This is a genomic window from Pseudoalteromonas aliena (assembly GCF_038155085.1).
GTDB lineage: Bacteria > Pseudomonadota > Gammaproteobacteria > Enterobacterales > Alteromonadaceae > Pseudoalteromonas > Pseudoalteromonas aliena_A.
On record NZ_JBAKAU010000001.1, the window covers coordinates 453,707 to 472,768 of the forward strand.

Annotated in this window: 20 protein-coding genes; 11 read left to right on the top strand and 9 right to left on the bottom strand. The window is 37.8% G+C overall.

The features are described 5' to 3' along the window. The first annotated feature begins 207 nt into the window (after positions 1-207). Positions 208-633: a retropepsin-like aspartic protease gene (locus V6260_RS02060; protein WP_341592440.1), complete on the top strand. Its 426-nt coding sequence runs from the start codon at positions 208-210 to the stop codon at positions 631-633. Positions 634-749: 116 nt separating this feature from the next. Here V6260_RS02060 and V6260_RS02065 read toward each other — a convergent pair whose 3' ends face one another. Further along, positions 750-1,784: a methionine synthase gene (locus V6260_RS02065; RefSeq protein WP_341592441.1), complete on the bottom strand. Its 1,035-nt coding sequence runs from the start codon at positions 1,782-1,784 to the stop codon at positions 750-752. Between the two features lie 78 nt (positions 1,785-1,862). After that, positions 1,863-2,840 carry a DUF1852 domain-containing protein gene (locus V6260_RS02070; RefSeq protein WP_341592442.1) on the bottom strand — a complete coding sequence of 326 codons (978 nt, stop codon included), beginning with the start codon at positions 2,838-2,840 and terminating at the stop codon, positions 1,863-1,865. Between the two features lie 535 nt (positions 2,841-3,375). On the opposite strand from V6260_RS02070, the gene V6260_RS02075 reads away from it, so the two are divergent. The 6 genes from V6260_RS02075 to V6260_RS02100 all read left to right on the top strand — a co-directional run bounded on the left by V6260_RS02075 (position 3,376) and on the right by V6260_RS02100 (position 8,763). Continuing rightward, entirely contained in the window at positions 3,376-4,389 is a 1,014-nt protein-coding gene (locus V6260_RS02075; protein ID WP_341592443.1) for a DUF5924 family protein, read from the top strand. A gap of 72 nt (positions 4,390-4,461) precedes the next feature. Further along, complete coding sequence (locus V6260_RS02080) at positions 4,462-4,698, top strand: hypothetical protein (RefSeq protein WP_341592444.1); 237 nt, start codon at positions 4,462-4,464, stop codon at positions 4,696-4,698. Positions 4,699-4,861: 163 nt separating this feature from the next. Further along, positions 4,862-5,521 (top strand): NAD(P)H-dependent oxidoreductase, encoded by a 660-nt coding sequence (locus tag V6260_RS02085; protein ID WP_341592445.1) that lies wholly within the window; start codon positions 4,862-4,864, stop codon positions 5,519-5,521. Between the two features lie 267 nt (positions 5,522-5,788). Beyond that, complete coding sequence (locus V6260_RS02090; RefSeq protein WP_341592446.1) at positions 5,789-6,238, top strand: hypothetical protein; 450 nt, start codon at positions 5,789-5,791, stop codon at positions 6,236-6,238. A 198-nt stretch (positions 6,239-6,436) separates the two neighbouring features. Then, the gene (locus V6260_RS02095; RefSeq protein ID WP_341592447.1) at positions 6,437-8,254 is read left to right on the top strand and encodes a protein kinase domain-containing protein; all 1,818 of its coding nucleotides are present in this window, start codon (positions 6,437-6,439) and stop codon (positions 8,252-8,254) included. Between the two features lie 77 nt (positions 8,255-8,331). Continuing rightward, positions 8,332-8,763: a DUF3859 domain-containing protein gene (locus V6260_RS02100; RefSeq protein WP_341592448.1), complete on the top strand. Its 432-nt coding sequence runs from the start codon at positions 8,332-8,334 to the stop codon at positions 8,761-8,763. A gap of 115 nt (positions 8,764-8,878) precedes the next feature. Here the strand turns inward: V6260_RS02100 and V6260_RS02105 are convergent, their stop codons facing one another. The 3 genes from V6260_RS02105 to V6260_RS02115 all read right to left on the bottom strand — a co-directional run bounded on the left by V6260_RS02105 (position 8,879) and on the right by V6260_RS02115 (position 11,044). Further along, on the bottom strand, positions 8,879-9,295 hold the full coding sequence (locus tag V6260_RS02105; RefSeq protein ID WP_341592449.1) for a VF530 family protein: 417 nt from the start codon (positions 9,293-9,295) through the stop codon (positions 8,879-8,881). A 71-nt stretch (positions 9,296-9,366) separates the two neighbouring features. Next, positions 9,367-10,359: an MDR family oxidoreductase gene (locus tag V6260_RS02110; protein ID WP_341592450.1), complete on the bottom strand. Its 993-nt coding sequence runs from the start codon at positions 10,357-10,359 to the stop codon at positions 9,367-9,369. A 49-nt stretch (positions 10,360-10,408) separates the two neighbouring features. Then, a complete protein-coding gene (locus tag V6260_RS02115; protein WP_341592451.1) occupies positions 10,409-11,044 on the bottom strand; it encodes a TetR/AcrR family transcriptional regulator in 636 nt (211 codons plus the stop codon). Positions 11,045-11,452: 408 nt separating this feature from the next. Here V6260_RS02115 and rmf point away from each other — a divergent pair, with 408 nt between their 5' ends. Further along, positions 11,453-11,623 (top strand): ribosome modulation factor, encoded by a 171-nt coding sequence (gene rmf / locus V6260_RS02120; protein ID WP_002960897.1) that lies wholly within the window; start codon positions 11,453-11,455, stop codon positions 11,621-11,623. A 65-nt stretch (positions 11,624-11,688) separates the two neighbouring features. Here the strand turns inward: rmf and fabA are convergent, their stop codons facing one another. Continuing rightward, positions 11,689-12,204 carry a bifunctional 3-hydroxydecanoyl-ACP dehydratase/trans-2-decenoyl-ACP isomerase gene (fabA, locus tag V6260_RS02125; RefSeq protein ID WP_341592452.1) on the bottom strand — a complete coding sequence of 172 codons (516 nt, stop codon included), beginning with the start codon at positions 12,202-12,204 and terminating at the stop codon, positions 11,689-11,691. Positions 12,205-12,407: 203 nt separating this feature from the next. Here fabA and V6260_RS02130 point away from each other — a divergent pair, with 203 nt between their 5' ends. Genes V6260_RS02130 through V6260_RS02140 form a run of 3 tightly spaced genes read left to right on the top strand, consistent with a single transcriptional unit; the run spans position 12,408 to position 14,513 of the window. After that, the gene (locus V6260_RS02130; RefSeq protein ID WP_341592453.1) at positions 12,408-13,265 is read left to right on the top strand and encodes a 6-carboxytetrahydropterin synthase; all 858 of its coding nucleotides are present in this window, start codon (positions 12,408-12,410) and stop codon (positions 13,263-13,265) included. Beyond that, positions 13,258-14,076 (top strand): M23 family metallopeptidase, encoded by an 819-nt coding sequence (locus tag V6260_RS02135; RefSeq protein WP_200220279.1) that lies wholly within the window; start codon positions 13,258-13,260, stop codon positions 14,074-14,076. The genes V6260_RS02130 and V6260_RS02135 overlap by 8 nt, the downstream gene beginning before the upstream one ends. A gap of 5 nt (positions 14,077-14,081) precedes the next feature. Further along, positions 14,082-14,513, top strand: a complete 432-nt coding sequence (locus V6260_RS02140) for an acyl-CoA thioesterase (RefSeq protein ID WP_002960891.1) — start codon at positions 14,082-14,084, stop codon at positions 14,511-14,513. A gap of 260 nt (positions 14,514-14,773) precedes the next feature. On the opposite strand, the gene V6260_RS02145 is transcribed toward V6260_RS02140, so the two are convergent. From V6260_RS02145 to V6260_RS02155, 3 genes are read right to left on the bottom strand one after another with little or no spacing between them, the layout of a single operon-like run. Continuing rightward, positions 14,774-16,096, bottom strand: coding sequence for a Na+/H+ antiporter family protein (locus V6260_RS02145; protein ID WP_341592454.1), 1,323 nt, complete (start codon positions 16,094-16,096; stop codon positions 14,774-14,776). 8 nt (positions 16,097-16,104) lie between these two features. Next, positions 16,105-18,075 carry a DUF3488 and transglutaminase-like domain-containing protein gene (locus V6260_RS02150; protein ID WP_341592455.1) on the bottom strand — a complete coding sequence of 657 codons (1,971 nt, stop codon included), beginning with the start codon at positions 18,073-18,075 and terminating at the stop codon, positions 16,105-16,107. Then, positions 18,075-19,061, bottom strand: a complete 987-nt coding sequence (locus V6260_RS02155; protein ID WP_341592456.1) for a DUF58 domain-containing protein — start codon at positions 19,059-19,061, stop codon at positions 18,075-18,077. The genes V6260_RS02150 and V6260_RS02155 overlap by 1 nt, the downstream gene beginning before the upstream one ends. Position 19,062 lies beyond the last annotated feature (1 nt).

The following is a 19,062-nucleotide window of genomic DNA, read 5'->3' on the forward strand; positions in this document are numbered from 1 at the left end:
ATCCGGTTATGGCAACCGAATACCAAAGCTACAGTGATAAATGTTACCTAACAAAAAGCCTTGGGGTAGGCCATTAGTAAAATTTAGCTACTAATGGAAAATCTTACTAGTGGTAAGCCTCTGCGCTTTAAAGCTGTTAAATACGTCGATTCATGGTAGGGTGAATTCGTTTTACAGCACCTAAATACAAGCTAACATGGAACGTATATGAATTTATTTGAAGAAAAAACCATAATTGAATTTGAAATATCAGAAACAGGCCACCAAATTGTTGAAGCTAAAATTAACGATAAATTGTTACGTTTTATTTTAGATACAGCCGCTGGAGCATCTGTTTTAGACCGGGCATGTCTTAGTGAGCTTGGTATTGAAGAAACACTTAATGTTGAGAACGCAGCAGGCTTGGGCACTTCGGAACACGCCATGGGTGATATAAAAGTTCATTCAATAGAATTAGGAAATGCCTTGTTTAAGAGCCCTGACTTTGTATCGCTTAACCTTGACCATGTTCAGGTAGCGGGTGGTGAAAAGGGAGTACATGGCTTGTTAGGCTCTCCTTTTTTTACTCAATACCAAGCAGTTATTGATTTTTCAAAGAATAGGTTAGAGCTTTTAAATAAAAAAATTAAATAACTAACCTAAACTTTGTTCTTTAGTCGGTTTAAGCTAACGCACCATGTTTATGGGTTTTACTATGACATGGTGCGACAGTTGTTATTGTTTACAATTTGTATTTTAAAGCTACTTTTCTAGTTCTTTTCTAATAATTCTTTTCTTATGATTTCAGCTCCTGAGCTCAAGGCATTTAGTTTACCTCTGGCTATATGGTGAGGTAGTGGAGCCATGCCGCAGTTTGTACACGGGTAAAGTTTGTCGGCATCTACAAATTGCAGTGCTTTACGTAGCGTATTAGCTACTTCCTCTGGCGTTTCGATAGTGTGATTTGCTACATCAATTGCACCTACCATTACTTTTTTACCGCGAATAAGTTCTAGTAAATCCATTGGTACATGGGAGTTATGGCACTCTAATGAAATAATATCGATATTAGATTGCTGAAGTTTAGGGAATGCTTCTTCGTACTGTCGCCATTCATTGCCTAGTGTTTTTTTCCAATCTGTATTGGCTTTAATGCCGTAGCCATAGCAAATATGCACTGCGGTTTCGCATTTAAGCCCTTCAATTGCGCGCTCTAAACAGGCGATTCCCCAGTCGTTTACTTCATCAAAAAATACGTTAAACGCAGGCTCATCAAATTGGATGATATCAATGCCTGCTGCTTCTAATTCTTTAGCTTCTTGATTGAGAATTATGGCAAATTCCCACGCTAGTTTTTCGCGGCTTTTATAATGATCGTCGTAAAGCGTGTCAATCATTGTCATTGGGCCTGGCAATGCCCATTTTATAGGTTGTTTGGTTTGCTTGCGTAAAAACTTGGCGTCTTCAACAAACACCGGCTTTTGACGGCTAACAGGGCCAACAACAGTGGGTACGCTTGCGTCGTATCGGTCACGAATTTTTACTGTTTTACGTTTTTCAAAGTCAACACCGTTTAGATGCTCTATAAATGTAGTTACAAAATGCTGCCTTGTTTGCTCACCATCGCTAACAATATCAATACCTGCTTGTTGTTGGTCGAATAATGACAAGCGTAGGGCGTCGTGTTTGCCTTGGGTTAATTCATTACCTTGTAATTTCCAAGGTGACCAAAGTGTTTCTGGCTCTGCAAGCCATAAAGGCTTAGGTAAACTGCCAGCGGTAGATGTTGGTAATAATTTGTTCATAATAAATAATGCCGTATATTTTAGTTAATTATTAAATGTAGCGTTAAGCGCGTTATTACTGGATGTTACTATTAGTTGTTATGACTGATAGCTAGTAGATAATTGTTCAAGAACCGTTTGGTACGGCTTGATAAAATGCTCTTGTGCAAACTTTCCTTGCTCATTGGCTAACTTGCTGCGCTCTTCTCGGTCATACACTATTTGCGTTAATGAATGATCTAAGTTTTTTAGGTTTGGTTTATACGATTTTCCCGCTGTAGCATTAGCATTATAAATCTCTGGTCTGTAGATTTTTTGAAACGTTTCCATTGTACTAATGGTGCTTATAAGCTCAAGATTACTGTAATCATTAAGTAAATCACCAAAGAAAAACAATGCCAAAGGCGCGGCACTATTTTGTGGCATAAAGTAACGTACCTGTAAGCCCATTTTTTTGAAGTATTGCTCAGTTAAAGATGATTCATTTGGCTCGTATTCAACGCCAAGTACCGGGTGTTGGTTTTCGGTGCGGTTATAGGTTTTGTTATCTGACACACTTAGGCATATAACCGGCGGTTTTTTAAAGTTTTGTCTGTATGTATCCGAATTTACAAATGACTGAAATAGTTTGCCATGTAATACCCCAAAGTCATCAGGAATACTAAATTGAGGTTTGCCTTTATTGTGCTCTTGTAGAAGTACGCTAAAGTCATAGTCGCGCACATATGATGAAAAGTTGTTTCCTACAATGCCTTCAATACGCTTATTTGTTTTATTATCAACAATATTTGTTTTTAATATTTCGATTGAAGGGAAGCTTTCACCGCCGTCTTCAATACCTATCTCAACAGAGACAATTTCAAGCTCAACACTGTAGCGATCTGCTGTGGTGTTATCCCAATGGGCTAGGGCATTAAAACGGTTGTTGATCATGTTTAAGGCGTTACGCAAGTTTGCTTGGCGGTATTCACCTCTGGCTAAATTAGCAAAGTTGGTTGTGATACGTGTATTAGTTGAGGGATGATAATTTTCGTCGAGTGAAACGCTCTTAATATTAAATGTAAAATCTTTTTTCATCGTATTTATATCCAATTTTATAATTTAAACCTGATTGATGCTCTGCGCTTTATTAGCCTTGCAACTTACTTAGCTGGTTTTGTTATTCAACGGCTTTAAGTTGTTAGTAATAGTGTTTAGCGCTAAGTGATGAGTAATTTATACGTTGATTGGTATATGAAGAAAAACGGTTTAATTTCACATAAAACATGAGTCATATTCATTAATCACTATTGTTAGATTCGATGACGTAGTAATTGGCGAGAAAAAGGCGTAAATCGATAAAAATAGAGTATAAGGGTTTAGCCGTTTAGACTTCCGAATTCATAATATTTATTTTGTTCATGTTGAACATGAGGAATATTCAGATGAGTTTTTTATAGCTATAACAATACATTAGCCAGGTATTTATTTAATTAAAAACAGTTAGTTTGATGTACAACTAAATGACGTGTTTGAATCCATCCGTCTATCTGCTGTTCATTTAAGCTTGGTTAAACTAATCGTATTGTGAATAAAAATAATAAAGTACATACCCGTACGGAAACACTCATAAATGGATTACTGTAAAAATATAATAGCTAAATTTATAAACGCAATGCAAAAACGGCCTGGATTATTGGCTGTGCTTGCATTTTTGTCGGGCGTTGCCAGCTATGCACTTGTAGATAGAAAAGAGTCTTTTTCGCAATTTATTGCCATATTTTTGCTTGTTAGTTGGTTGTGGCTAATTATTGATAATTGGCTACGGGACAAAGTAGAAGAAAAGTTTGGTGTGGCTGTATCTCCTAATGTAATGCGTTTTGCTCTGCAAATGGTGCAACAAGAAAGCCTATTTTTTGCGTTGCCATTTTTTTTAGCGGTTACGCAGTGGGATCATCCTCAAGCTATTTTTACTTCCCTGATTGCTTTGTGCGCACTTATATCGGTAATCGACCCATTTTATTACAAAAAACTTGCTAAAAACCGTACGCTATTTAGTGTGTTTCACAACTTTGCTTTATTCGTTGTGTTGCTTGTTACTTTACCTATATTGTTAAACCTTACAACAAGCCAAAGCTTAACCGCAGCCCTTGTAACGGCTGTAGTGGTTACTCTTCCGAGTTTAAACAATTTAATGCCTAATGCACGCTGGTGGCGTTTTCCTATTCTTGTATTGATTTTATGTACTTTGAGCACTGCTGTGTGGCAATTAAGAAGTTATGTGCCTCCTGCAGCACTGCGATTAACTGATATTACGTTAGCTCATGAGGTTGATTTACAACATAAAAAGCCAGTAGGGAGCATTAAACAGTTAGACTCTTATACACTGCACCATCAAGGTTTATATAGTTGGACAGCTGTTAAAGCGCCAAGAGGCTTAAATGAAAAAATATTTCATGTATGGATACATAATAAAAAGAAAGTTGATCGGATCACGTTAAATATAAACGGCGGGAGAGAGCTAGGTTACAGAGCATGGACCCACAAGGTAAATTTCCCTAGTGACTCTATTGGTAAGTGGCAGGTAAAAGTAGTTACCGAATCAGGCCAGTTAATAGGTTTAACGAAATTTACTGTTACGCCTTAGTTAGCTAAGCCGGCTGTATTTTAAACACATAGCTGATATAGTTTTTGTATTCCAAATTAACGGACATAGCTAATGAGTATTACATTTGAGATTTTTATTTGGCTAATAGTTGATACTGGTTTGAGCTTTTTATTTTACTCGACTGGTTGGCTGCTATTAAAAGTGGTTACGTTTGGGCTGTATAAAAGCGAGTTTAAAGACTTTGCATCTTATAAAGCGAGTAAAGCTAGAAGAGTCGACTTAACCTTCTTACTCGGTTTTTGTTTTTACATTGCACTCATTGCCTTTATGGCTTACTTGACTCACTGAGCTGGTTTTATCCATAAAGATCAACAGCCCGATGGTTGCTAAAACTCAGTTTTAAATTTAATTATTATTATGCTTTGAATCAATAAACAATGCGTATGTGTAATATATAATAATTATAAAATGTTAGTGTTTAGCTATCTTTTAAAGAAGTTGAGAATTACATATGAAGTTTTTAGTATTTTTAGGCACAGTACGCGATAGCACTCCACCAAAACCAGCTCGCTTAGGCTTAAGGGTTTCTAGGGCTTGTATAGAATGCTTAACAGAGCATTTTGGCAGCCATGAGTTTGAATTAATTGATGCGTTGGATTTTCCTAGCGAAAACGTATTTAAACCACACTTTGCATACGCTAAAAGTAATGCACCTACAGAGCTCACTCTATTAGCTGATAAAATTAAAGCCGCAGATGGATATATAATGATTAGCCCTGAGTACAATCACAGCATGAGTCCAGCCCTCGCTGACTTACTTAATCATTTTGGTAGCTCACTGTTTTCGTATAAACCAAGTGCAATAGTAACTTACTCAGCAGGACAGTGGGGTGGTGTAAGAGCGGCCATTAGTATGCGCACGTTTTTATCTGAACTTGGCTGTTTGCCAGTTTCGGCTATGATCCACGTGCCACAAGCGCAAGATGTGTTTAGTGAGGATGGCAAACCTGTTGCAGGAGAGAGTCAATCATCGTGGTTTAATTATTTCTCACGCACCTTTGGCCAACTAATATGGTGGGCGCAGGCTGCTAAAGAGCATACCGAGGTGGTTGACCCACAAAGTTTGCTAAAAAGCTTTAAAACAGATCCTTCTCAGCGCAATGCGCCTTAATATCCGCTAACTAATTGTTTGGATTGATTATAGAAACATAGCTGCATATAGTGGTATCATTAACGCTACATATTTTTAATAATGCATAATACCAATTCGCAATAATAGTTAATCAATTTAAGGGATTAAATCGCTAACTAGGTTAAAAGTTTCTGATGTACAACATCTTAATAACGAAATTTTTGCTATGTTCTCAACACGATTTTCTTGTCTCAAAATAGATCACTGAATTATGCGAATTAGTGTAAGAAACAAGGAAATTGTGTCTTGAAATATTTAGCCTTACTAAGTGTGCTAACGCTTAGTGCATGTAGTTCTGTTCCCCATAAAATCGAAATGAGCCAAAGTACAGCTGCAAATATGAACCTTATTGCTTTAACTGAGCAAAGTGCACCTAAGGGTGTTACTGGCACTTACCAGTTTCATATTAAAGCGGCGGGAGCTCAGGGGAGTTGGTTGTATTTAAATACAGAAACTGATTATCGCGACAGGCGTTCAATTACGGTATCAATACAGCCTAATGTGGTAGCAGAGCTTAAAAGTAAATACGGACAACCAGCAAACACCTTTTTTATTGATAAAACAATAGAAGTAACAGGCGAAGCTAAACGAGTAACTATCGATTTTATGAGCCGTGGAAGAGCCACTAATAAATATTATTATCAAACGCACATAGCTGTGTCATCAATTAAGCAGCTTCGTGTTATAGAAAGTTAGCAAAAAGCAATGCACTGTGCTTATATACAGTGCATTGTAAAAGCTTACTTTGAGCTTTTACATTTACACTTAAATTTACTGCTATGGCGCTACTTTAGCGCTGTTTCATTCCACGATTTCAAAACTCTTATTTAACCTATTGTAATCTCATTACATAAAACTAATAATTGGTTAGTTTTATAAGTTTGAGTACCTGCATTGAAAGCCAAAGAAATCCGTAATTTTTATATCAACGAAGAGCAATCTGTTTATTTGCTTTCGCACCGCGATGCTAAAAAACACCGCCAGTGGCTTAATATTTGTATTAAGCAGCTAACACTGCTGGGCTACAAAAACGTTGAAATGATTGGCTCGGGTGCTTTTGGCTTTGTGTTTGCAGGTGACGACGATAACGGCTTACCTTGGGTATTTAAGTTTTCGCGTATTACGCTTGCCCAAAGTGTACGTGACCGCCTAGAAGACGAAGCATATATGCTTTCGCAAATTAATAACCCCTTAGTGCCTACCTTTTATGCATTTGAGCGAATTAAAAAACAAGGGATTTTAATGATGGCGCGCGCCATTGGAGAGGACCTTGAAAAAGTATCGCTTAAAACAGGGCGCTTTAGTGCCGCGCAAATAATGGCGCTAGCTGTTAGGTTACGTAATGTATTAATTGATTTACGTAGCCATAAAAATGGCGTTAGCCCACAACCTATAGTGCATGGCGATATAAAGCCTTCAAACCTTGTATGGGATGCAAACACTAATGCCCTTTCGTTAGTGGATTGGGGCAGCTCTGTGTATGCACAGCTAGATAGTAATGGTAACCCTGTTGCGAGTAACTTTATGGATTTAATGTCGGGCGATTTAAGTACAACGAATGCCCGTATGGGCGATGTGTACTTTATTGGTGAAGCGCAAATGTCGGGGGAGCAGTCATCGCCACGATTTGACGAACAAGGTGTAGCTGCTACGCTGTATGCGCTAGCATCGGCGCAGTCGTGTCGCTTTGGTGCACAAGCCATCCCTGCAAGCAGCTTAGGACTCCCAAGAGAACTGGCTAAAGTTATTGATGGCATGCTTTCTAAAAGTAAGGCCATACGTGATGGGGCTGGCGATTACTTTATGCGTAATATTATAACTATGGCTAAAGCGTATTTACCTGAGCTTGATAAAAAGCAAAAAAAAGCCGATATCCCTTTTTGGTATGGCAACGACGAGCAGCCCGACACGGTGGTATATAGTTCACGAAAACAGTTTTTACGTCAAGCCGATCATAACCAGCAATTACTAGATATAAACGACGCGCAACTTGACCGCTACTATAAAGAGTTTTTGTTTGATACAGGCGATACCGAAAAAGCATTTTTAGCATCAATAAGCCGACTAGCTAAGTATCCTGTTGTTGGTGGGCTAAGTTTTCATTGGAGGGATGACTCGTTGTTTGTTGAGTCATCTTTAATTATGCATGACGAATCATTGGGTGATGCGTTTAGCGATGCAATTAATAACACGGTAATGCTTGCCCAAGCGATTAATCAAAAGGGGTTATTTAAGTGTTGTTTGTTTGACGCCCGTAAAACTATTCAACTAGAGCGAGATGGCACCGGTGCATTTAAGTTTGATAGCCTACCAGAGCTTGAATACGAAGTTGTAAGCATGAAAGCAAACGACATAACTCGCCCGCATTCATACTTTGAAGATGGTAAAGACCCTGACGAGCAATTACAGCTACCTAAAAAAGTTATTAAGTGCGTATTTGAGCTTAACCAAATTCATCATACGGGGTGTATTATTTTTGAAGCACTACCCGACAGAATGAAAATTCACCATTACTACCGTTTACTCGATTCGACCAAAGAAGTTGAATTTAAACGTTTACTAAATAAACTAATGCAATACGCGGTAAATATTACGGACGTGGGTGTTGCGGGCTTTATGAAGCTCCCTTATAAAAATACCCGTGAGTTTAGTTTATGTGAGCAGCAACAAGAGCATTACTTTCCTAAAAACCCTAAGCTTGTTGCAATGTGAAAGCATAGATTGTGTTTTATTGTCATATTCAAAAAGTTAAACTAATACCAAAATAGCTAATATAAAAGGCTACCTAAATGGCTAAAACAAAACCTGTAGTTACATTACAAAGTCACGGGATTTACTCTAAGTGGGATAGTGAAAGTAAAACGTTGCCACAAATAGAGCAATTTACAACACACGTAATAGCTGAGGTCGATATTGAGTTTGGCTTAATCGTAAATATTAAAAAAGGTAGGGGCGAAAAGCTTCACTATTGTATATATCATCCAGATATTCCAAATAGTGACGGTGATGTAATGGACCCTTTTGAAGGCAATGTATACGTTAAAGATAGTGATTGGAATTTTTACTTAGGCGATACGCTTTGGCTGCCAATAGAAAATAAACTAGGTGATTGGCGAATGACTCTTGAGCTTAATGGAAAAATCATTGCTGATAAAACATTTAATGTGGCATTAGATCCAGAGCGTACTGAAACAGACTTTTGGAAAAATCGGGGATATTAGTACTTATCTATCTATTAGCCACTTATGAATTATATGGGCGCGGGTAACAATTGAAGTTAACGAGAGATAGCTGTAGAGCTATTTATAAATAACTCTACAATAATATTAAAGTGGCTTAGTTACCCCAAGGGTTACTTGAATTAGAACGTTGCTTACGATCGCGAGCACGTTGCTTAGATGCTTTTTTTTCCATAATGCGTTTAGCATCACTAAAACTTAACTCACATGGCTCCCCAGGTTTATGATCAGCTGGGATAATACGATCGCGTGGCGGTAATTCGTATTGCACATCATCAGGCTTAGGTAAGTTTTTAAGACGATAAAGGTAAAAGTTATCTACTTTTTCTTGTGCCCATTGTGTTTTACGTAAAAATTTAACCGCAGACTTAACATCAGGATTATTTTTAAAGCAGTTAAGTTGTAAATAAGCGTGTAGAAGTTCCCACCCGTATTGTTCAACCAGCTCTTCAACCACTTGTTCTAATTTAACGCCTTGCAGTGGATTATTACTGAAAAGTTCTTGGTTGCTCATAGGTGTTGCCTCATTATTAAATACGAACTTTATTATAAATTTAATAACGAGGCTTTAACAGAGTAAATAGCTTAACTTTGGCAATTAACTACAACACGACCACGAATTTTACCTTCCATAAGTTGCTCTGCGTTATCAATTACGTGTTCGAGTGATATTTCTGTTGAAATTTTATCTAAATAATCGGCGCTTACTAATTTAGCTAAACGATCCCACGCTTCAATTCTGTCGGCTTTAGGGCGCATTACGCTATCAATGCCTATAAGAGATACACCACGTAATATAAAGGGAGCCACTGAGGCAGGTAAATCCATACCTTGCGCAAGTCCGCAGGCGGTTACTACACCCCCATATTTTAATGATGCACAAATATTTGCCAGTGTATGGCTACCTACCGAATCTATCGCCGCTGCAAAGCGCTCTTTTTGCAAGGGCTTACCCGGGTTTGAAAGCTCATTTCTGTCAATTACCTGTTTAGCACCTAACTCTTTTAAATACTCACTTTGATCTAATCGACCCGTTGCCGCTGTTACGTTAAACCCAAGTTGGTTTAATAAAAAAATAGCAAAGCTGCCTACGCCACCATTAGCACCGGTTACCAGTATTTCGCCAGATTCAGGCGTAATACCTTGTTTTTCCAGAGCTATAACACTTAGTATAGCGGTATAACCGGCTGTACCTATTTGCATCGCTTGTTTTGGAGAAATACCTGAAGGCAAGGGGATTAGCCAATCGCTATTAAGTGCCGCTTTTTGAGCAAGCCCGCCCCAATGTTTTTCGCCTACACCAAAGCCATTTAATATTACGTTATCGCCATTTTTTAATTCATCGCTGGTGGAATTTGTAACCGTACCCACTAAATCTATACCTGGCACCATAGGAAAACTGCGTACAACGGGGCCTTTACCAGTAATTGCTAAACCATCTTTATAGTTAAGTGTGCTGTATAGCACGTCGATAGACACGTTTTCGTTTGGTAAATCACTGCTTTCGATAGTCGAAAACGAGGCGCTGTAGTTATTATCTTCTTTATTAATAACAATGGCTTTAATTGGGTTACTCATAGGATATCCTTTTAGACCGATCGTCTTTTAATTGGTAAATAAAAACGCATTAGGTTAGTAATGCGCGTAAAAACATTTCTGTATATAAAGTAAGTGGGGTATTTGATTTTGTGAGCTTGGCACGCATAACAGCACCTTCCCAACCAATCCAAAAGTACTCACTCATCAATTTTGTATTTACATGGCTTGAAATAGTGCCTTGTTGCTTAGCTTGATTTAAGCAAACCTCTACCTGCTTTTGCCAAGCGGTGTAGCTTTGCATTAATCTGGTTTTAAACTCTTCACTTAAATGGTTAAGCTCTTGATTTAAGTTACCGACTAAACAGCCACGTTTGTAATCGTATTTTTTCATTCCTTTAATTGCGCTTTGGGTAAAATTAATGATTCGTTCAAGTGGGGGAACATCTTCTTGTTGTAGGTAATGGGTAAGTTTGGCAATAAAATAGCTGTCGTATGCATCAACTAACGCAATACCGTAGGCTTCTTTACTTTTAAAGTAATGATAAAAAGAGCCCTTGGGTACAGCCGCTTTTTTTAAAATAGTATCGAGCCCCGTGGCGCTAAAGCCAAACTCAGTTAGGGTTTCTAGGCCCGTGCGAATAAGTAACGCTTTGGTGTCGGCGTTCTCTCTGGCTATTTTAGGTGGGCGACCACGTCGTATTGGTGTTGATGTATTTTTGTTCATGCAGCCATATTAGACCGATCGACTTTAAATAATCAAGTATAAATTCAAATTGTTTAAAAATAGATCATATTTAGGGTGAGCTACTAATTTAAGATTAACGAAATAAAAGTGTCACGATTACATTTTTGTTCGGAACTTAGTCATAATACACAGGTCGTAAATATGTACTTAAGTACATTTTAGCGATTATTGAGTCGCATTTTATTTAGCATAAAACCGGTCAAATTAAATGCTGTGTGACCACTTACTTTTTTAAATGTTAATTCATTTTTGCATCAGCAGCTTAGTTAAAGTCAAACAATTTAATTGCTTTTACAATTTGAATTTTACATTTTTATTAACTATTCATTAAATGTAGATTTCACTAATGCTACACAATATATAAATAAAAAGGTGAGGATATTACCGATGAAGAGACAGAAAAGAGATCGTTTAGAAAGAGCTCATTCTCAAGGTTTTAAAGCAGGTTTAGCAGGTCGCTCAAAAGAGCTATGCCCTTATCAACAAGTAGATCCCAAATCAGAGTGGTTAGGAGGTTGGCGTGAAGCGATTGAAAACCGCAACATGTACAAAACCTAAAATCAATAATCGAATTTAAGCAAAAAGGCCTCCACGTTGGAGGCCTTTTTGTACGTATTTAAAAATTAAAACGCACTAGTGTCTTGGAACAAACCCACTTTTAAATCTTTTGCTTCGTAAATTACTCGGCCATCTACTTCTACGGTGCCATCAGCAACGCCCATAAACAATTTACGCTTAATTACGCGTTTCATTACAAGGCGGTAAGTTACTTTTTTGTTAGTTGGTAATATTTGGCCAGTAAATTTAACTTCACCCACCCCTAGCGCACGCCCAAGACCAGGGCCACCAGACCAACCTAAGTAAAAACCAACTAGTTGCCACATAGCATCTAAGCCTAAACAACCTGGCATTACTGGGTCGCCTTTAAAATGACAATCGAAAAACCAAAGGCTAGGGTCAATATCAAGCTCAGCAACAATTTCGCCTTTACCATGAACTCCGCCATCGGCAGTAATAGAGGTAATGCGGTCCATCATTAACATGTTGTCACTTGGCAAACGGCAGTTGCCTTCACCAAACATTTCACCTTGACCACACAGGATCAACTCTTCTTTTGTATAGCTATTTTTAGGTTCCATAACACTTATCTTCGCTTCGAAATTGCCAAGTACTTTAGCGTACACTTGTACGCTAAACAACTCGGAGCAGTTAAAAAATCAAAATATTGCATATTAAATCATCAATCAATCAGCGCGATTGGTTTTTGCACTATAAAACCGCGCAATTACAATCAGAAATCATTATAATTAACGCTGTCTTATAACCAGTCTAAAGGAAGTTTATGATCCTTTTTGTTAACTCACTAACTGTGATTGATTTTTCTTACTTATGTAACAAACGCGGCGCCGTTGGCGAGAGCTGGATTGTTGATTTAACTTTGCACGGTAAACTTAACGAAGAGTCTATGGTTTTAGATTTTGGTTTAGTAAAAAAGCAAATTAAAGGCATTATAGATGAGTGTATTGATCACCGTTTAGCAATTCCTACAGGGCTTAATGGTACTGTATGTGAATTTGACGAGCATAAAACACTCGACTGTACATTTGGTGAAAACAACCACTTAGCTATGAGTGCTCCTCATCAAGCTTATTGCATGATTAACGCAGACGAAGTAACGGTTGAATCGGTTACCGAATTTTTAATTGCGACTATTTTACCGAAGCTACCAGATAACATTGAAAAAATTGAGCTGTCTCTTAAGCCTGAACACAGCCAAAGTTTTTATTATCATTACAGCCATGGCCTTAAAAAACATGACGGTAATTGCCAGCGCATTATTCATGGGCATCGTTCTCAAATTGGTATTAGCCTAGATGGTATCTCTATGCCGCGCTTGCAAAAAGAATGGTCTCAAAAGTGGGAAGATATTTACTTAGCCACCAGTGAAGATCAAATTAACGCACCTGATTTAAAACACATAACAGCTAAAGCGGGTGATGTATGTTTTGCTTATACATCGGCACAAGGCTACTTTGAAATGGCTATTAGCGAGTCTCGTTGCGACATTTTGCCAGTAGATACTACTGTAGAATGTATTGCTGAACATGTAGCAGGTCAAATTAAAGCCCAATACCCAGAAAAAGCAGTGAAAGTAACCGCTTATGAAGGTGTTGGAAAAGGATCTATTAGTTATGTTTAAAACACTTTTAGCAACAGCGCTTGTTGCCTCTGCTAGCTTTAGTGCTATGGCGCTTGAGTTAAAAGGGCATTTAACACAAGGCGGCTTGGTTACTGGAAAGCTAGAAAACGCTAAATCAGTAAGCTTAGATGGCAAAAGCTTAAAACTTTCACCAAAGGGGGATTTTGTATTTGGTTTTGGTCGTGACGCTGAAACTACTCATACTTTAAAATGGGTAGATAACAATGGTAAATCGCATTCTCAGCCGCTAGCTATCACTAAGCGCGAATACAAAATTGATAAAATTACCGGCGTAGCTAAAAAATATGTATCTCCGCCAAAAGAAGTTAGTGCGCGTATAAGCCGCGAAGCCGTTGCGGTACGAAAAGCCAGAGAAGTAGACTCTGATTTATTGTACTTTTTAGACCCTGTGCTAAAGCCTGCAGAAGGGCGCATATCGGGTGTTTATGGTAGCCAGCGTTATTTTAATGGCGAGCCTCGTCGTCCGCACTTTGGCTTAGACATTGCCAATAAAACGGGCTCTCCTGTTTACGCGCCTATTAGTGGTACCGTGGTATTTGCTGAACCTGATTTATACTACTCTGGCGGTACTTTAATTATTGATCATGGCCACGGTATTACCTCAACTTACATTCACTTAAGTAAGCTTGATGTAAAAGTGGGTGATAAAATTGAGCAAGGTAACAAAGTAGCTGAAATTGGTGCAACAGGGCGTGTAACGGGTCCTCACTTAGATTGGCGTTTTAACTGGAAAGGCGAACGCCTTGATCCTGCATTACTAATGCAAGATACATTAGCAAATAAAAAGTAGAGATTATGACAGACGTAAATCGCGATGCAATAATTGCTCAGCGTATTGAAGACTCAACCACATCGGTAACTAAAACCGTGTTTCCAGGGCGTACTAATCATCACAATACTTTATTTGGTGGTGATGCACTGGCGTGGATGGATGAAGTGGCATTTATAGCAGCGACTCGTTTTTGCCGTAAGCCTTTGGTAACTATATCTTCAGATAGAGTCGACTTTAAAGAAGCCATACCAGCAGGTACTTTTGCAGAATTAATAGCTAAAGTAGTGCATGTAGGTAATACCAGCTTAAAAGTTGACGTAGATATATTGCTAGAAACAATGCACAAAGACGATAAGCATTCAGCCATTAGTGGCAGCTTTACATTTGTTGCAGTCGATGATAACCACAGACCTACTCCGGTAGTATGCGATAAAATGATTTATGGCTTTGATTAATTTAAAAACCTTAAATATAAAATAGAGTAAAGCTATATAAGCACCATAATTGGTGCTTATATAAAACCCTTTAAAGAACACATCATACTAAATATATATTAAATATAACCTCAACAACAGAGTTAATATTAACTAAAAAATAATCAAACTGAGGGGAATAAATAGGGGGAGAGTTGTTGGTTTTGGATACTAAAAAGGTATGCTTTTAACATACCTTTTTAGTTATATTTAGCTTTTAATTACACTTACTAATATACATATTAAAGCACCATTGCTGCAATCCAGCCAAATATCAGCAACGGAATGTTAAAGTGAATAAACGTTGGAATAACAGAGTCTCTAATATGGTCATGCTGGCCATCGGCATTTAAACCTGATGTTGGGCCAAGTGTTGAGTCTGAAGCAGGGGAGCCTGCATCACCTAAAGCGCCCGCAGTACCAACTAGTGCAGCGGTAGCCATAACAGAAAACCCGAGGTCTAAACATAAAGGAACAAACAAAGTTGCAATAATAGGCACTGTGGAAAACGAACTACCAATTCCCATTGTAATTAATAACCCGACTAACAAAATAACTACGGCGGCGAAGGGTTTGTTACCATCAAAAAGGTCGGCTGTGCTGTGTACTAAGCTTGGTACGTCGCCAGTGGCTTGCATAACCGATGCAAAGCCTTGTGCAGATATCATAATAAAGCCAATCATGGCCATCATCGCAACGCCTTTACTAAATACGTCGCCGTTTTCTTCCCACTTAACCACACCAAATACGCTAAATATCATTACACCTACTAACCCCCCTAAAATCATTGAGCCACTTAGGTTTTGTGCAACAAGTGAGGAAAGTACAGCGCAAAGCCCTACAATCATTACTTTTTTAGGGTTTTCTACCTCAGCCGATTTACCCTGAGCAGCTAATGGGAGCTCTGTGTATTCGCGGCGTTTTTTGTAGGTAATAAATACCGCGATAAGTAATCCAATAAACATACCTAATGCAGGAATTATCATCGCCATAGGGACTTGTGTATTTACAATGTCTAGGCCGTTATCAATTAAGTTTTTATGCAAAATAGAATATAAGTAAATACCACCAAAACCATAAGGAAGCACCATGTAAGAAGTTGCTAATCCAAATGTTAAAATACACGCTATAGCACGCCTGTCTAACCTTAACTGATTAAAAACAACAAGCAACGGCGGGATCAAAATAGGAATAAACGCTATGTGTACAGGGACTAAGTTTTGCGAAGAAATTGCACAACCTAAAATAATCAATAAAATAAAGTAACTTAAAAACGTTTCATTCCCGCTGCCTTTTGCATTTACTTTAGCAAGTAACTTATCAGCGAGAATGCGTGTTAAACCGGACTTAGAAATAGCAACGGCAAATGCACCGAGCATGGCATAACTTAGTGCAATTTCAGCCCCGGCAGAAAGGCCAGAATTAAATGCATCAACACTTTCTTTTATACCCAAGCCTGCAGTAAGACCCGCAACTAACGCACTTATGATCATGGCAACAATGACGTTAACGCGAGCCAGAGATAGCCCGAGCATTAAAATAACGCCTATAACAACAGCATTCATAGTATTCTCTATTTGGAAATTTTAATTAATTTTATCAGATCTTTAGCCTGAGTTTTACGCTCTTTAGTAAAAGGTTTTTTACCATAGCGTACTTGGTTAAATAACTGACTAAATGTGTTTATAGATTGTGCAGAACGAGGGAGTTTATCAGCAAAAAAATGTAACTGCTGACTCGGTGTTAAATTATCGGGTGTATTTATTTTTTGTTTTTTCGCCCATGCTTTTACTTCATAAAATTCTTTAACCATTGGGGCTAATTTAGCAGGGCGTTTTGGTAAGTTTAAATAAACAAAGTAACCTACAAAACAAAAACCAGCGGTTAATAAAACTATTAATGGTACAAGCCAAATGTTTTTACTACCAAAAATTGATTTTAAAAAATCATTTTGCTTTTCTTCGTCAAAACCTAGTACCCAGCTAGACCATTGATAATCGAGATTTTCAAGTTCCAACCTTAACCAATTAATAGCAGGGAAATTACTTAAACTCACTAAACCAAAATCAAGGTTACTTTTAAATTCGTCATTCAGCTCTTCGTTTTGCGAAAGTGAGCCATTTAAACGCTCCGGTGCTACAACAGCGGTTGCATCAAAAATAACCCAACCTTCGTTTTGTAAATATACTTCTACCCACGCATGCGCATCGTACTGGCGAACAGTGAGCGTATTATTATCTTGATTTAATTCACCACCTAAATAGCCACTTACTAATCGAGCGGGTATACCTGCGGTTCTAAAAATATACGCAGCGGCGCTGGCATAATGACCACAAAATCCACGTTGCTTTTCAAATAAAAATTGGTCAATGGTGTTATCGCCGCTCATAGGAGTGGGTGTTAATGTGTAAGTAAATCCCGTACCTGCAAAGTATTGTAATACGCTATTGTAAAAATCGCGGTCAGAGTGTGTATTTTGCTTTAAGTTATTAGCAAGTGATGATGTTTTTACATTCTTTTTATAAGCGAGGTATATGTAGCGTTTTTCTTCAAATTGGCTAAGGGGTAAAGTTGTAAAGTTAAAGCTATTCACATCATATTGTAAGTTTTTAGCTTGGCGATTTTTTTTACGCAATAAACCGAGCGAATTACCTTCAACATTTGTTGAGTTACTACTGGAATACGCTAAACCATAGAGCCATTTTTGTGTAGCAGGCTCTGTAATAACTGAGTAGCTTGCAATAAATTGTTCATCATTTTTGCTCTGCGTATTTGTTTTATCATTATTATATTTTAAAATGTCAGACGTAAGCCACGCATTGCCATTAAATTCATCATGGACGATTGCTCGCCAATAATAAGGCGCCGCAGGTTTTTTTTCGTTAAATTTAGCTCTAAACACGAGTTCATCTGAGTTTGAAAGCTTTGCAATATCAAATGGATCGACTTGTTCAGAAAGCCCTGTTTTGGCAAGTTTTGGCCCCGGAAGCTGCCAAAAGGCGGGCATTTTTGGTAAAAAAAGCAGTAAAAATACAGCTAATGGAAGTGCTAAAAGTAGCAATTTACCGCTTTGCTTGGAGGCTATTTTTAAATTATGTTTTGACTCAAGTAGGCCAAGTACTGCAAAGTTTAATATGTATAAACCACTTACCGTTAACGTTGTTAAAATGCTTTGGTTAAATAAATACACCGATGAGAGTGAAAAAAACGTAAGCGTAGTAATTACATGATAGTGTTTTTTGGTTTTAGCCTGCAGCAGCTTAAATAAACTAGCAAGTAGCAGCATAGCCACAAATAAAATAACCGTATCAGACATGCCTACTGTGTAGAGCATTAAACCTAGTGACACACCTGCGAGTATATTTGCCAGCCACGCATTTGGCTTTGGTTTATTACTCAGTGTTATGAAAAAATTCCAGGCACAAATAAGCGTAAGTACACCAACAAAAACAAGCGGTAAATGGGCTATAAAAAATACAATCAAACATGCATATATAAAACATAGCGAATAATTTATTACTTTTTCGTTTTTAAGTATGCCCATTACACATCACCATTAAATGAGCATAATAACGCTAAACATTGCAGCTTATGCTGCTGTCCGGTATTTGTATTTATTGTTTTACTCGGCAGTTTTAACATAAAAGGGGTGTTTTGCTCGGTTGCTTCACACACTAAAAAGCATAACTGGCTTAAGCGCTGTTCGGTATCCCCATTCATTAATGTAAAATCGAAGAGCGCATTTGCTGTTTTAAAATCTACAAACTCTTTAACTAACAACTGCTGTGTTTTTGCGTAATGCTTCCACGACACTCTTTGCAATCCCATTACAGGTAAGTGTGGGATTAACGACTCAAACTCTTCGCTGCCAGATTGTGTAGAAATACCTTTATCGGCTTGCTCATCAAACATAGAAACATGCGCATCACTGTGTACTTGTTCAAGCGACGGGTATACAAATACATCTGTTTGTAATTCAATGTAGCTCCAAACAGTTATTAAACCAAACGGGTAGTTACTCGCTATTTTAATACGTTGCACAGAGTACTTACCACGAGAACTGTAGGGTAAGTTGAGTGTAAGTAACTGAGATTTACTATCAACTTGGTCGGTATGTTTGTGGGTTTGCTCACAACCTTGATAAGTTAAATTAATAGATTGGGTAACTCTAGGGCTTTGTAATTCAAAGATAATATTCGGCTTTTTAGGTGCGTAGCTGTTAAATGCCTCTTTAAATTTAACGGTTAAGCCTTTAGCGTTACTGTAGCCCATTAATACAGCAATAATCATCACCACAAACATAAGATAAGACATTATTAAAATTAAATTATTTTGATAATTAATGCCCATCACAAAGTTTAAAATAGCAACAATTGCAAAGTACCAACCAAGGGGTGACGGCAATACATAAATTGTTTTATGTTCAAGTGTAATTGAATTTTTTAAATGTTTATTTTTTAATAACTTATTAAATATACTTCGCTTAAATGACTTAAATAAAGAAGGGCGCTTAGCTGTTTTTTTTGGCATA

Bases quoted from the DNA above. Each gene is read 5' to 3' on its own strand.
- V6260_RS02150 (WP_341592455.1), bottom strand. From the start codon at position 18,075: ATGGGCATACTTAAAAACGAAAAAGTAATAAATTATTCGCTATGTTTT.
- V6260_RS02065 (WP_341592441.1), bottom strand. From the start codon at position 1,784: ATGAACAAATTATTACCAACATCTACCGCTGGCAGTTTACCTAAGCCT.
- V6260_RS02080 (WP_341592444.1), top strand. From the start codon at position 4,462: ATGAGTATTACATTTGAGATTTTTATTTGGCTAATAGTTGATACTGGT.
- V6260_RS02135 (WP_200220279.1), top strand. From the start codon at position 13,258: ATGTTTAAAACACTTTTAGCAACAGCGCTTGTTGCCTCTGCTAGCTTT.
- V6260_RS02060 (WP_341592440.1), top strand. From the start codon at position 208: ATGAATTTATTTGAAGAAAAAACCATAATTGAATTTGAAATATCAGAA.
- rmf (WP_002960897.1), top strand. From the start codon at position 11,453: ATGAAGAGACAGAAAAGAGATCGTTTAGAAAGAGCTCATTCTCAAGGT.
- V6260_RS02105 (WP_341592449.1), bottom strand. From the start codon at position 9,295: ATGAGCAACCAAGAACTTTTCAGTAATAATCCACTGCAAGGCGTTAAA.
- V6260_RS02100 (WP_341592448.1), top strand. From the start codon at position 8,332: ATGGCTAAAACAAAACCTGTAGTTACATTACAAAGTCACGGGATTTAC.
- V6260_RS02115 (WP_341592451.1), bottom strand. From the start codon at position 11,044: ATGAACAAAAATACATCAACACCAATACGACGTGGTCGCCCACCTAAA.
- V6260_RS02075 (WP_341592443.1), top strand. From the start codon at position 3,376: ATGGATTACTGTAAAAATATAATAGCTAAATTTATAAACGCAATGCAA.
- V6260_RS02110 (WP_341592450.1), bottom strand. From the start codon at position 10,359: ATGAGTAACCCAATTAAAGCCATTGTTATTAATAAAGAAGATAATAAC.
- V6260_RS02085 (WP_341592445.1), top strand. From the start codon at position 4,862: ATGAAGTTTTTAGTATTTTTAGGCACAGTACGCGATAGCACTCCACCA.
- V6260_RS02130 (WP_341592453.1), top strand. From the start codon at position 12,408: ATGATCCTTTTTGTTAACTCACTAACTGTGATTGATTTTTCTTACTTA.
- V6260_RS02140 (WP_002960891.1), top strand. From the start codon at position 14,082: ATGACAGACGTAAATCGCGATGCAATAATTGCTCAGCGTATTGAAGAC.
- V6260_RS02155 (WP_341592456.1), bottom strand. From the start codon at position 19,061: ATGCCAAAAAAAACAGCTAAGCGCCCTTCTTTATTTAAGTCATTTAAG.
- V6260_RS02145 (WP_341592454.1), bottom strand. From the start codon at position 16,096: ATGAATGCTGTTGTTATAGGCGTTATTTTAATGCTCGGGCTATCTCTG.
- fabA (WP_341592452.1), bottom strand. From the start codon at position 12,204: ATGGAACCTAAAAATAGCTATACAAAAGAAGAGTTGATCCTGTGTGGT.
- V6260_RS02070 (WP_341592442.1), bottom strand. From the start codon at position 2,840: ATGAAAAAAGATTTTACATTTAATATTAAGAGCGTTTCACTCGACGAA.